Raw genomic sequence first — 12,778 nt, 5'->3', positions numbered from 1 at the left:
CCAGCCAGGAGGACACGATGCGACGTACCCGGATATTTGCCTCTATCGTCACCACTTCCGCCCTTCTCCTCACCGCCGCCTGCGGCACCGCCGACGGCACCGGCTCGGCCACGCCGACCACGAGCGGCGGCCTCACCCCGATCAAGCTGCAGCTGCAGTGGTTCTTCCAGGCCCAGTTCGCCGGCTACATCGCCGCCGTCGACCAGGGCTTCTACAAAGAGCAGGGCCTGGACGTGACGCTGCTGGAGGGCGGCACCGACATCGTCCCGCAGACCGTGCTCGCCACCGGCAAGGCCGACTACGCGGTCGCCTGGGTGCCCAAGGCGCTCGCCTCCCGCGAACAGGGCGCCGGGATCACCGACGTCGGGCAGATCTTCGCGCGCTCCGGCACGTACCAGGTGGCCTGGAAGGACAGCGGCATCACGAAGGCCGCCGACCTCAAGGGCAAGAAGGTCGGCAACTGGGGCTACGGCAACGAGTTCGAGCTCTTCGCCGGGATGACCAAGGCCGGTCTCGACCCGGGCAAGGACGTCACCCTGGTCCAGCAGCAGTTCGACATGCAGGCGCTGCTCAAGCGGGAGATCGACGCCGCCCAGGCGATGAGCTACAACGAGTACGCCCAGCTCCTGGAGGCGAAGAACCCGAAGACCGGCAAGCTCTACACCCCGGACGACTTCTCGATCATCGACTGGAAGACCGAGGGGTCGTCGATGCTGCAGGACGCGGTCTGGGCGAACACCGAGAAGCTGAACGACCCGGCGTACCAGCAGCAGACGGTGAGGTTCCTGACCGCCACGATCAAGGGCTGGGCGTACTGCCGGGACAACGCGCAGAAGTGCGTCGACCTGGTCGTCGCCAAGGGCTCGAAGCTCGGCAAGAGCCACCAGCTCTGGCAGATGAACGAGGTCAACAAGCTGGTCTGGCCGTCCACCGGCGGCATCGGCGTGGTGGACGACGCGGCCTGGAAGCAGACCGTGGAGATCTCGCAGACCACCAAGAACCAGACCGGCGAGACGGTGCTGACCAAGGCCCCCGAGGGCCTGGCCTACACCAACGACTACATCAACCAGGCCCTGGAGCAGGCCAAGACCGCCGGCGTCGACGTCACCGGCAGCAGCTTCCAGCCCGCCACGGTCACCCTCGAAGAGGGCGGCGCGTGAGGTTCTAGATCGGCATGAGGCGGACCGCCAGGGCGACCGTGGTCAGGTCGCCCTGGCGCAGCTTCTCCGCCGCGTCCCGCTCGCCGAGGTGCTCCAGCCGGACCGCGTGCTGGGCGATCAGGCCGTCCTCGCCGTTCAGCAGGCGGCGGGCGATGTTCGACTGCGCCGGGCTCAGCTCCGCGTACGCGCAGCGGTCCAGCGCCGCGATGGTCCCCTCGTCCAGGGTGCCGCTCATCGCCCGCTCGGTGACGATCTTCAGCAGCCAGTTCGGCCACCAGTTGTACCGCCCCACGATCGAGCCGGAGGCGAGCGCCGCGGCCGGGTCCTGACCGGCGGCGAGCATCTTCACCGCGATCGTGGTGTCGAACCGCTCCATCCGCAGCGCCCCGACGAAGACCCGCAGGATGGTCTGCGTCTTGACGTACGCCTCGGCACCGTACGCGGCCTCGCCGATCCGCCCGTTCATCAGGTCCAGCAGCGCCTGCGCCTCGCCGGCCGAGAAGTCGCCGCCGGAACGCTCGACCAGCCGGGCGACCGTCTCCTCGAGCCGCTCGACCGACCGGCCCGCCCGCACCGCCAGCTCCTCGCTGGCCGGTTTGTTCAGGCTCCGGACCACTACCTCCAGGGCGATCTCCGCCTCCCGCCGCAGCAGCGGCGACGCGATCTTCGCGGTGAGGAGGTCGCCCAACTCCTCGGTGAGGTACGCGAGGTCGAAGCGCTCGGACTTCTCCGGGAACTGCGCCCACCACGATGCGGGGTGCCGGGGCTGGTCAACTGTCACATGACCAAGCGTGCCGCACCGGATTTGCAACGGCAAGCGACCGAGGGGCTACTCTCAGTGGCCTTGTTCACGAGGCTTTTTGGTAAGGCCGGACACGTCCAACAGACCGTTCTTGATCAGGGTCCGGCTGAGTGGACGAGTCAGCTCGGCGAGCCGGAGACAGCCCTTCTCCCCCAGCGTCGCGTACGCCGGCTCGGCCAGCCGGTCGGTGGTCGCCTCCAGCTCGGCCTTGAACCGGGCGCCCTCCTCGCTGAGCCGGTCGCCGTCGATCAGCCCGCGCTCGCGCAGCCCCTCGGTGGCCGCGTCCCACGCCTCGCCGCTCCAGCCCCGGGTGTACCGCAGGAACCGGTAGGTGCCCTCGTCGCCGGCCGCCGCGGCGTGCAGCACGATCGCCTCCAGGCCGCCGACCCCGGCCTCGACCAGCGCCGCGACGTGCCCGTCGCCGCGGAACTCGCGCAGCAGCGTCTGGGCGTGGAAGAGCACCAGGTGCGGCTCCTCCGGCCAGGCCAGCTCGGCGTACGCGGCGAAGAGCGGCCGGCCCTGCGGGATGGTGGTCGCGTGCAGCGCCGCCGTCCGGGCCAGCTCGGCCGCCTCGGCGACCTCCGGGCCGGCCAGGGTCGCGGCGCCCAGGCCCCGGGTCAGCGCGGCGGTCACCGTGGTCAGCCGGTCGGCGAGCATCCGCTCCGGGGTCACCGTCTCCCACGCCGCGGGCAGCGCCTGCGCCACCAGCGCCGGGTTGAAGTTGTAGAAGGTGGCGGTCACCAGGCTCGGGCCGACCGCGCCGAAGACCGCGCCACGGGAGGCGAAGTAGCCCTTGACCGGGCTGATCCCGGCCCGGACATGCGCCTCGGCGGCCTCCGGGACCAGGTAGATCATCGCGTGCAGCGGCTCGGTGGCGCGCCAGGCCAGGCGGGACGGGCTCTCGGTCAGGGTTCCCACGGCAGCTCCTCGGCCTCGGTGACGACGGGTGTGGCCGCGGAGTGCTCCGGCGCGGCCAGTTCGGACACCGTATGCCACTTCCCGCCCCGGCGGGCGGCCTCGCGGACCACCATGTGCACCGGCAGCGGCGGGGGCGGGAACGGGCCGGCACCCCAGCGCACCCAGATCGCCAGCCGGCCGGCCGCCGCCTCGGCGAGCAGCTTGTCGACCGTGCGCTGCCGGTCCGTCCGGTCCACCTCGATCGCGATCGGGACGGCGCCGGGGCGGGCGCAGGCCACGTCGAGCACCGAGTTGCCGCGCAGCGGGGGCGGCAACGGGAAGACGCTGGGCGCGCGGCGGTAGACCCGCCAGCGGCGGGCCACCGCCCAGTCGGCGACCGACTCGACGATCCGCGCCGCGGCGCCGGCCTCGCTGAGCTCGGTGAAGGTCAGATACTCCAGCCACTCGGCGAGCGACGCCGCGGTCGCCGAGCCGTCGTCCACGGTGTCCATCACTCGTACCTTAAGCCCTGATCTGAAGTAGGCCTTTGATCTGATCCTCACGCGGCCAGGCCGAGGCGGCGCTGCGCGGCGAGCAGGGCGGTGATGTCCTCCGGCGGCACCGGACGGCCGAAGTGGTAGCCCTGGCCGACCGTGTAGCCGAGCCGGGCCAGCCGCTCGGCCTGCTCCCCGCTCTCGATCCCCTCGGCCACCGTGTCCAGGCCGAACGCCCCGGCCAGCTGGACCACCGCGCGGGCCACCGCCTGCCGGGCCTCGGCCGCCGGGGTGTTCGGCTCGTCCAGCTCGATGCCGTCCACGAAGGACTTGTCCAGCTTGACGATGGCGGCCGGGAAGGTGTGCAGCAGGCTCAGCGAGGACTCGCCGGTGCCGAAGTCGTCCAGCGCGAGGCGGACGCCCATGTCGTGGATCTCGTGCAGCACCCGAAGCACCTGGGTGCCGCGCAGCACCGCGGACTCGGTCAGCTCCAGCACCAGGTGCTCGGCGGGCAGTCCGGAGTCGGCGAGCGCGGCCCGCACGTCGGCGACGAAGTCCGGGTCGTGCAGCTGGCGGACCGAGACGTTGGGGCCGGCCTTCTGCAGCACCTCGGGGCCGAACTCGGCGAGCCAGGCGGCGGCCTGCCGGGTGGTCTCGCGCAGCACGAACCGGCCCAGCGGCACGATCAGCCCGGTCCGCTCGGCGGCCGGGATGAACTCGGCCGGGGAGATCAGCCCCCGCTCCGGGTGCTCCCAGCGGACCAGCGCCTCGACACCGATCACCCGCCGGTCGGCGAGGTCGACCAGGGGCTGGTAGAAGACCCGGAACTCGCCCGCGTCCAGGGCCCGGCGCAGGTCGCCGCCGAGCAGCGCGTCGGCCTGGGCGGGCCGCTCCATCCCCTCGGCGTACCGGACCCAGTTGGCCTTGCCGCGCTGCTTCGCGGTGTACATCGCGGCGTCGGCACGGCGCAGCAGCTGGCTCGCCGGGGTGCCGGCCGCCGCCGCGGCGATGCCCGCGCTGGCGTGCACCAGCAGCCGGTGGGCGCCGATCGGGGCGGCGATCGCGGTCATGATCCGCGCGGCCACCTCCTCGTCCCGCCCGGGCGCGGTGATCAGCACCGCGAACTCATCGCCGGCCAGCCGGGCGGGCTGGCCGGCGTCACCGGCCGCCGCGCGCAGCGTCCGGGCGAACGCGGTCAGCAGTTCGTCACCGACGTCGTGGCCGAGCGAGTCGTTGATCGCGTTGAAGTCGTCCAGGTCGACCAGGAGGACCGTGGTGTCGCCGGTCGCCAGGGCCGCGTCCAGCCGCTCCCGGAAGAGCCGCCGGTTGGCCAGGCCGGTGAGCGTGTCGTGCCCGGCCTCGTGGAGCAGCCGGGCCTCGGAGGCCTCCCGCTCGCGCAGCAGCCGGGCGTTGTCCCGGTTGATCACCAGCTGGCGGACCGAGACCAGCGTCATCACCAGGGCCGCGGCGCTCACCACGATCCGGCCCTCGGCGAGACCGTCGCTCAGGTCGTTGTGCCCGAAGAGCACCTGGGCCAGGGGGACGTCGACCGCGATCACCGCGAGGTAGGGCAGCCAGACGCCGGTGCGGCGCGGCGGGGTGGCGGACGCGTACCGCTGGCGCAGCACGGCGAGCGCGAGCAGCAGCGGTGCCAGCGGCATGAAGACCGCCTGAGCCGGGACCGCGCCGTCGGCGCTGTGCGCGACGGCGAGCCAGGCCACCCCGGCGGCGGTCAGGCCGGTCATCGCGACCAGCCGGACCGAGATCCGGTCCACCGGGCCACCCGCGATGTACGTGACCTTGGTGATCGCACCGGCCGCGAAGACGAAGGCGAGCAGCACGACGGCGAGCACCGAGGTGCTCCACGGCTCCGGCGAGGTGATCATGGGGACCAGGCCGAAGTGCCAGAGCAGCGTGGCGCAGCCGAGGAACGCGATCGACCGGTCCAGCCACTGTTTGCCGCGTTCGTACCAGGTGGAGACGCCGAGCGGGACCATCGCCACGGCGACCATGGCGAGCAGCAGGCCCACGCCGGCCAGGGCGGCGGCGGAGACCGGCATCGGCGGGAGCACCGGGTCGGTGCGGAACGCCGCGCCGGCCAGGACCGCGTAGCCGGCGGCCATCAGCGCGCCGGCCACCTCGAGCGTCCGCCAGAAGCGGCGGCCGACCGGGTCGAGCGGCGCGTCGCGGAGCAGCGCGTGCAGGGCCGCGACCGCGCCGAGCAGGCCGAGCGGCATGAAGAGGTAGCCGACCGCGGCCGGGCCGGCGCCGGTGACCAGCCAGCACGCGTACCAGACGACGCCGAGCAGGGAGATCAGGCCGGTGAACGCCGCGTGGCGCCACGGTCGTCTCATGACACCCACTCCCGGGAACGTTGCTTGTCGGCGTACATCCGGAGGTCCGCGACGTGCATCAGGTTGTCCGGGTCGTCCGCCGGACCGGCCGCGACCCCCACGCTGGCGCCCACCGTGAGCGTCCGCCCGCCGATCTCCGCCGGCCGGGCCAGGTCGGCTCGCAATTCTCCGGCAATCCGGTGCGCGCCGTCCAGACCCGCCCCGGCCAGCACCGCGAACTCGTCGCCGCCGAGACGGGCGGCCAGATCGTCCGGGCCGGTCCGGGCGCGCAGCCGGTCGGCGACGTGACGCAGCACCGCGTCACCCGTCGCGTGGCCGTACGTGTCATTGATCTGCTTGAATCCATTGAGGTCGACGAGGAGAACCGCGACCTCGCCGGTGGTCGTGACGATCCGGTCGGTGAAGAGTCGCCGGTTGGCCAGACCGGTCAGCTCGTCGTGCCCGGCCTGGTACCGCAGCCGCTCACGGAGCTCCCGGGACTCGGTGACGTCCCGCGCATTGACGACCACACCGCCGATGCCCGGCTCGTCCGTACGGTTGACCGCCACCGCCGACTGCCAGCGCCACGAACCGTCCGCGTGCCGCACCCGCGCCTCGAACTTCAGGCACGCGCCCGCCTCCACCCAGAGGTCCCCCAGCATCGGGACGAGCCGCTCGGCGTCCTCCGGGTGGATCAGCTCGAGCAGCCGCCGGCCCAGGTAGTCCTCGACGGTCCGGCCGAGGATCCGCTCCACCGCCGGGTTGATGTAGGTGATCACCCCGATCGGCGCGACGATGTAGGTGATGTCCGAGGAGTGCCGCAGCAGCGCGTCCACCCGGCCCAGGCTCTCGTCCAGGCGGTCGAGCAGCACCCCGTTCTCGGCGAGCACCACCAGCTGACGGGCCACCACCAGGGCGACGTTGAGGAGCAGGCCGATCAGGGCGCCCCAGGCGGAGAGCCCGAGGCCCTCGGTGGCCAGCACGATCACCAGGGCGGCGGCGGAGATCACGGTTCCGGCGTACGGCAGGGCCCGGCAGACCGGCCCGGCCGAGTACCAGCGGGCGGGTTCCCGGCGACCGCCCGCCAGCAGCAGGTGGATCCGCGGCGCCGCCACCATCAGCAGGCAGGGGAGCAGGATCAGCAGGATCGGGAGCACCGTGCCCCGGACGCTGCCGCTGGGCAGCAGCGCGTTGCCGAGCGCCTGCAGCGCCGAGGAGAGGATCACCGGCGCGGCGGCGGCCTGGACGATCGGGCTGTTCTCGCTCGACCCGAGCTTCACGGCGACGAAGACCGCGCAGAGCAGCACCCCGCAGCCGACGATCGCGGTGAAGTACGCGGAGACCCCCACCGCACCGTGGTGCGGCCGGGTCATCAGACACCAGGTCACCACGCCCGCCGCACTGAGCACGATCGCCGCGTCCAGCAGGAACCGGATCCGCTCCCCGCGCGCCCAGGGCCCGTTCGGGTGGAACGCCGCGGCACCGAGGACGAGCGCCGCGCCCAGCACCCCGGCGACCATCTGCACCGGCTGCAACACCCGCACGTCGGCACCCGGGTCGCGGAGCACGCTGACGAGCTGCGTCCCGTCGCCGGTCGCGAAGATCAGGCCGGCCGCGGACATCGCCCACCAGAACCGGCGCCCGGCGGCGTCCGCGGCGAGCCCCCGGTAGACGCGGTGCGAGAGCGCGAAGACGGCCAGGTCGGCGAGGAACACGACCAGCCAGCAGAGCACCAGCTGCGCGCGGGCGGTGCCCAGGCCCAGGCCGTACGTGACGACCAGACCGAGACTGATCAGCGTGAGCGGGAGCAGCACCCGGTCCTTAACCAGTGCAGGCATGACGTGAACCCCCGATTCGCTGTACACCGGTTGTTCGACCGCCGCCGTGGCCTCTTTAAGGTTCCGCAACTCGCGCTTCTTCCACCCGGGCACCGCCCGCCCATACATTCGCACTCATGAATCTCATCGCACGGATCGCCGGGTGCCTGCTTCTGACCGGTTCCGCCCTCGCCGGGGGCACGCCCGCGCACGCCGCGGTGAGCCGGGCCGACCTGGCGCTGCGCTGGGCGCCGATCCACTACCAGGACGTCGACGTGACCGGCTCGCACGCCCTGGCCGGCGCCGCCGACATGATCACCAGGGTCGACTTCGACGGGGACCTGAACGGCCGGAACAACTGGGACGACGCCGGGCAGGACACCACGGCGTACGCGTACTACTCGGTGGTCGAGACGGCCACCCACTACTACCTCGTGTACTTCTTCTTCCACCCGCGTGACTGGGTGGACCACCCGTTCTTCGAGACCGAGCACGAGAACGACGGCGAGGGCCTGCTGGAGATCGTCGAGAAGGACGGTTCGGCGTACGGCGCCCTCCGGGCCGCGGTGACCGTGGCGCACAGCGACTTCTACTCGTACCTGCCGGCCGGGAGCAGCTGGAGCGCGGGCGGCGAGACCGTGGACGGGACGCTGCAGACCATGTCCTCGCCGCACGACGACTTCGCGCACCCGGTGACCGCGCAGGAGGCCAAGGGGCACGGGCTGAAGGCGTACCCGCAGTACACCATCGACGGCGACGGCGTCGTCTACTACCCGTCGACCACGGCCGAGGCACCGGAGAGCGCGAACGACCGGGACGTGCGGTACCGGCTGATCGACCTGTTCGCCCCGGGCGGACTCTGGGCGGAGCGGGCGAACAGCACGCTCTACGCCGCGCTCGGCACCTTCGCCGGGGACACCACCGGCGGCTGCGGCACCGGCACCTGGGGCTGCACCACGAACTCGGCGAACGCGCCGTGGGGCTGGGACGACGGCGACGACGCACCGGCCCGCGGCGAGATCGCCACCGACCCGGCGGCACTGGCCGCCGCGTACTTCACCGTCCCGGGCACGCTCTCCCTCGATTACACCGACAACGGCTACGCCGTCGCCGCCGCCGCGCTCAGGAAGGCCGCCGAGACACTGCCCAGGACCATCGACTGATCAGAGGTTGATCCGGTGGGACCCGGCGGCCGTGTTACTCACCGTGAGTTCCTTCACGACCCGTCGAGCCTCCCGGTTGACACGCGGGGCCGACTGGGCGAATGTTCCGGTCATGCACGAAGTCTGGCCGGCCCCGGGTGTCCTCCTGACCTCGCGGTACCGCCTCGTCTCGCTCCTGGAGACCGGTGGCATGGCGCAGGTCTGGCAGGCCACCGACGAGCTGCTGGACCGCCCGGTCGCGGTCAAGCTCCCGGCCGGCGACACCCAGGCCGCCCACCTGGCCTGGCGGGAGGCGCGGCTCGCGGCCAAGCTCTCGCACCCCGGCATCGCGGCCGTGCACGACTACCGCGAGGCGGTCCGGACGGACGGCTCGGTCGCGCCGTTCGTGGTGATGGAGCTGCTCGACGGCGAGACGGTGGCGGCCCGGCTCTGCGACGGCCCGCTCCCCTGGCCCGCGGCGGCGGCCGTCGGCGCGGCGGTGGCCGGTGCCCTCGCGGCGGCCCACGCCGCCGGGGTGGTGCACCGCGATATCAAGCCCGGCAACGTGATGCTCTGCAAGGGCGGCGTGAAGCTGCTCGACTTCGGCATCAGCGCGGCCGCGGGCGAGCCGGACGAGGACGACACCGGTGCCACCTTCGGCACGCCGGCGTACGCGGCCCCCGAACGCCTCGACGGCATGCCCGCCGAACCCGCCACCGACCTGTACGGCCTCGGCGTGCTGCTCTTCGAGATGGTCGCGGGCGTCCCGCCGTACGACGTGAACACCTGGGAGGAGCTGGCCGCCGCCCGGGTGATCGGCCCGACGCCGCTGCCCGCCGGGGTGCCGGTGGCCCTGCGGCAGCTGATCGCCCGCTGCCTCGCCGACGACCCGGCCCGCCGCCCGGTCGCCGCCGAGGTGTGGAAGGTGCTCGCCGAGCTCACCCCCGGCGAGGAGGCCGGCGCGCCGACCGTGCCGCTGCCGGGCGCCCGCCCCACCGGCACGTCCCGGGTGCCGACGCTGGGCCAGCCCCGCCGGGTGAGCAAGGTACGCCCGTTCCTGGTCGGCATCGGGCTGGGCACGGTCGCGATCGCGTTCCTGGCCGCGGTGAACCTGGTCTCCCAGCCGGACGAGTCCGCGCTGCGCACCCCGGTGGCGACGATACCCACCGCGAACCCGCTGACCACGGTGGACCGGGATCCGGTCGACCCGACCACCGAGGCGACCACGTCCTCGCCGAGCCCGTCGCCGACCGCGACGGTGACCGTGACCGCCACACCGACCGCGGAGCTGACCGCCCAGACCAGGACGGTGCTGACCGTGGACGCGGCGCTGCGCCGGGTCCGGACCGCGGTCGACCAGGGCGCGGCGAGCGGCGACATCCGGTCGGACGTGGCGCTGGACTTCCAGAACATCCTCCGCCAGCTGGCCCTGACCGAGGACACCGCCGACATCACCGGCCAGGTCGCCCTGCTCCAGCAGAAGGTCCGTCAGCGCGTGGACGAGGGCGGCATCGCCGAGGGCACCGCCGACCTGCTCCAGGCCCGCCTGACCGATCTGAGCCAGGCAGCCGGCGCCTGAGCGCCGGCCGCGGCGGAGACGTCCTACGCCGACCCGCGCAGAATCAGCCGGGTCGGCAGGACGGTCTCCCGCTCCACCGGTTCCTCACCGTCCAGTTTGGCCAGCAGGAGGCGGACCATCTCCTGCCCCATCTGCTCGACCGGCTGGTACACGCTGGTCAGCGGCGGCTGGGTGTGCCGCGCCACCACCGAGTCGTCGAACCCGATCACCGCGACGTCCTCCGGCACCCGCCGCCCGGACCGCCGCAGCACCTGCAGCGCCCCCGCGGCCATCATGTCCGACGCCGCGAAGACCGCGTCCAGCTGCGGATGGTTGGTGAGCAGCCACTCCATCGCCATCGCGCCGCTGATCTCGCCGAAGTCGCCCGAGGCCGCCGGCCCGTCGCCGACCACGTCCCGGTAACCCTGGTACCGCCCCAGGCCCGGCGCGGTGTCCATCGGCCCGGTGATCGTCGCGATGTACCGCCGCCCCTGCTCCACGAGGTACGAGACCGCGGCCCGGGCACCACCCCGGTTGTCCGCGTCCACGAAGCTGATCGGCCCCGGGTGGGCGGGCCGCCCGGCACGCACGGTCGGCACCCCGCGCTCCTCCAGCACCGCCGGCAGCGGGTCGTCGCCGTGCACCGAGAGCAGCAGCGCGCCGTCCACGTGCTGCCGGGTCAGGTAGCCCTCCAGCTGCCGCCGCTCCTCGGGCGCCTGCGCGATCATCAGGACCATCTGCAGGTTCCGCGCGACCAGCACGGAGGAGACCGACTGCACGATCCGCCCGAAGAACGGCTCGGCGAAGAACCGCTCCCCGGACTCGAAGACGACCAGCGCGATCGAGTCGGTACGCTGTGTCACCAGCGCCCGCGCGGCCCGGTTCGGCACGTACCCCAGCTCGTCGATCGCGGTCTGCACCGCCTCGCGGGCCCGGGGGCTCACCTGCGCCGACCCGTTGACCACCCGGGAGACCGTGCCGCGGCCGACACCGGCTCTGGCCGCGACCTCCTCCAGCGTGGGCCGCCCCGCAGAGCGGTTGCTGTGCTGATCCCTCATCGCCAGCCGTCCTTTCCGCGTAACCGGCTGGAGACAAGGTACAACCGCCACACCGCCGGGAGCGCCGATTGTAATAGCCGGATCCACGACCCCGGGAGCGCTCTCATCCGACTGACCGCGGACACCGCCCGGTCCGGTAGATCAGATCCGCCTGCCGGGGCCGCCGAACCTATCTCTATGCTGTGCGGATGGCGGTCACCTTGGCAGATGTCGCCCGGCTGGCCGGGGTCTCCCCCGCCACCGTGTCGCGCGTCATCAACGACAGCGCCAAGAAGGTCGCACCGGAGCTCCGAGAGCGCGTCCTGGCCGCCGTCGCCCAGCTCCACTACGTGCCGAACGCGCACGCGCAGAACGTCGCCCGCCCCCGCAAGTCCGCGGTCGGCGTGATCGTGCACGACGTCTCGGACCCCTACTTCGCCGAGATCACCCGCGGTCTCCAGCGCCAGGCGGGCGCGCAGGACCGGCTGCTGGTGATCTGCAACAGCTACCGGGAACCGGAGCGCGAGCTGGCGTACGTCGCCCTGCTCCGCGCCCAGCAGGTGCACGCGCTGATCCTGGCCGGCTCCGGCTACCACGACGACGCGTTCACCGCCCGTCTCAACGCCGAGCTCGGCGCGTACCAGCAGGCCGGTGGCCGGGTCGCGGTGATCGGCCGGCACGAGCTGGTCGGCAGCGCGGTCCTCCCGGCGAACGAGCAGGGCGCGTACGACCTGGGCTGCCGGGTCTTCCACCAGGGACACCGCCGGGTCGGCGTGATAGCCGGCCCCCGCCTGCTCACCACCACGACCGACCGGCTGACCGGCATCCGGCGTGCCGCCACCGAGCTGGGCGTCCGGCTCGACCACGTCGTGCACGCCGACTTCACCCGCGACGGCGGCGCGCTGGCCACCGCCGAACTGCTCGACACGGTCCCCGACCTCACCGCCATCATGGCCCTCAACGACTCGATGGCCGTCGGTGCCCTGGCGACCCTCCGCGACCGCGGCATCCCGGCTCCCGATCAGATCTCGGTGACCGGTTTCGACGACATGCCGATCGCCCGCGACGTCACGCCGGCCCTGACCACGGTCCGTCTCCCCCTCGTCGACATGGGCGACCGCGCCATGGCCCTCGCCCTCGACGACGACCCGGGCCCCCTCTCCGAACGCGCCCCGGCCACCGTCGTCTGGCGCTCCAGCTGCACCCCGCCTTCCTGACCCCACTTCTCCGGTACGCTCGCCGGCCCACCCGCCGCGCTCAAAAGGCGGCCACCGCCGGGCCGCGCGACCCGATCACCTCCCGGCCCCCTGCCGCGCCCCACCGTCCTGGCTGGTGCTCAGGGGTGGCTCGCTCCGCTCGACACACCCCTGAGCACCAGCCAAAACCGCGACCGGCGCGCCCGGCCAGGCCGTGCACCGCGGGCCGGAGACGGCGAACGGGCTGGTGTTCCGGGATCGAGGACTGCTTCCCAGCCGCACGCCGCACCCACCCCCGTCGGCTCCCTCGCCGCCGGCTTCCTCGGCGCCACCGCCTCACCC

Annotated in this window: 10 protein-coding genes; 4 read left to right on the top strand and 6 right to left on the bottom strand. The window is 73.0% G+C overall.

The window, feature by feature from the left end; genetic code table 11:
- The first annotated feature begins 17 nt into the window (after positions 1-17).
- Positions 18-1,160 (top strand): ABC transporter substrate-binding protein, encoded by a 1,143-nt coding sequence (locus tag AB0M08_RS36475; protein WP_364503796.1) that lies wholly within the window; start codon positions 18-20, stop codon positions 1,158-1,160.
- A gap of 4 nt (positions 1,161-1,164) precedes the next feature.
- On the opposite strand, the gene AB0M08_RS36470 is transcribed toward AB0M08_RS36475, so the two are convergent.
- The 5 genes from AB0M08_RS36470 to AB0M08_RS36450 are packed head-to-tail and all read right to left on the bottom strand — an operon-like array spanning position 1,165 to position 7,524.
- Positions 1,165-1,941: a hypothetical protein gene (locus AB0M08_RS36470; protein ID WP_364503793.1), complete on the bottom strand. Its 777-nt coding sequence runs from the start codon at positions 1,939-1,941 to the stop codon at positions 1,165-1,167.
- 54 nt (positions 1,942-1,995) lie between these two features.
- Positions 1,996-2,880 (bottom strand): hypothetical protein, encoded by an 885-nt coding sequence (locus tag AB0M08_RS36465; protein ID WP_364503790.1) that lies wholly within the window; start codon positions 2,878-2,880, stop codon positions 1,996-1,998.
- The gene (locus AB0M08_RS36460; protein WP_364503787.1) at positions 2,868-3,371 is read right to left on the bottom strand and encodes a hypothetical protein; all 504 of its coding nucleotides are present in this window, start codon (positions 3,369-3,371) and stop codon (positions 2,868-2,870) included. The genes AB0M08_RS36465 and AB0M08_RS36460 overlap by 13 nt, the downstream gene beginning before the upstream one ends.
- A gap of 47 nt (positions 3,372-3,418) precedes the next feature.
- On the bottom strand, positions 3,419-5,707 hold the full coding sequence (locus tag AB0M08_RS36455) for a bifunctional diguanylate cyclase/phosphodiesterase (RefSeq protein ID WP_364503784.1): 2,289 nt from the start codon (positions 5,705-5,707) through the stop codon (positions 3,419-3,421).
- The gene (locus tag AB0M08_RS36450) at positions 5,704-7,524 is read right to left on the bottom strand and encodes a GGDEF domain-containing protein (protein WP_364503781.1); all 1,821 of its coding nucleotides are present in this window, start codon (positions 7,522-7,524) and stop codon (positions 5,704-5,706) included. Before AB0M08_RS36450 ends, AB0M08_RS36455 begins: the two co-directional genes overlap by 4 nt.
- A 116-nt stretch (positions 7,525-7,640) precedes the next feature.
- Here AB0M08_RS36450 and AB0M08_RS36445 point away from each other — a divergent pair, with 116 nt between their 5' ends.
- Both AB0M08_RS36445 and AB0M08_RS36440 read left to right on the top strand, forming a co-directional pair.
- On the top strand, positions 7,641-8,666 hold the full coding sequence (locus tag AB0M08_RS36445; RefSeq protein WP_364503778.1) for a hypothetical protein: 1,026 nt from the start codon (positions 7,641-7,643) through the stop codon (positions 8,664-8,666).
- A 112-nt stretch (positions 8,667-8,778) separates the two neighbouring features.
- Positions 8,779-10,224, top strand: coding sequence for a serine/threonine-protein kinase (locus tag AB0M08_RS36440; RefSeq protein WP_364503775.1), 1,446 nt, complete (start codon positions 8,779-8,781; stop codon positions 10,222-10,224).
- A gap of 23 nt (positions 10,225-10,247) precedes the next feature.
- Here the strand turns inward: AB0M08_RS36440 and AB0M08_RS36435 are convergent, their stop codons facing one another.
- Positions 10,248-11,261 carry a LacI family DNA-binding transcriptional regulator gene (locus AB0M08_RS36435; protein ID WP_364503772.1) on the bottom strand — a complete coding sequence of 338 codons (1,014 nt, stop codon included), beginning with the start codon at positions 11,259-11,261 and terminating at the stop codon, positions 10,248-10,250.
- A 188-nt stretch (positions 11,262-11,449) separates the two neighbouring features.
- On the opposite strand from AB0M08_RS36435, the gene AB0M08_RS36430 reads away from it, so the two are divergent.
- Entirely contained in the window at positions 11,450-12,457 is a 1,008-nt protein-coding gene (locus tag AB0M08_RS36430) for a LacI family DNA-binding transcriptional regulator (protein ID WP_364503769.1), read from the top strand.
- The last annotated feature ends 321 nt before the right edge of the window (positions 12,458-12,778 follow it).

The organism is Actinoplanes sp. NPDC051851 (assembly GCF_040681165.1).
Lineage (GTDB): Bacteria > Actinomycetota > Actinomycetes > Mycobacteriales > Micromonosporaceae > Actinoplanes.
This window is presented reverse-complemented; position numbering and strand designations above follow the sequence as displayed.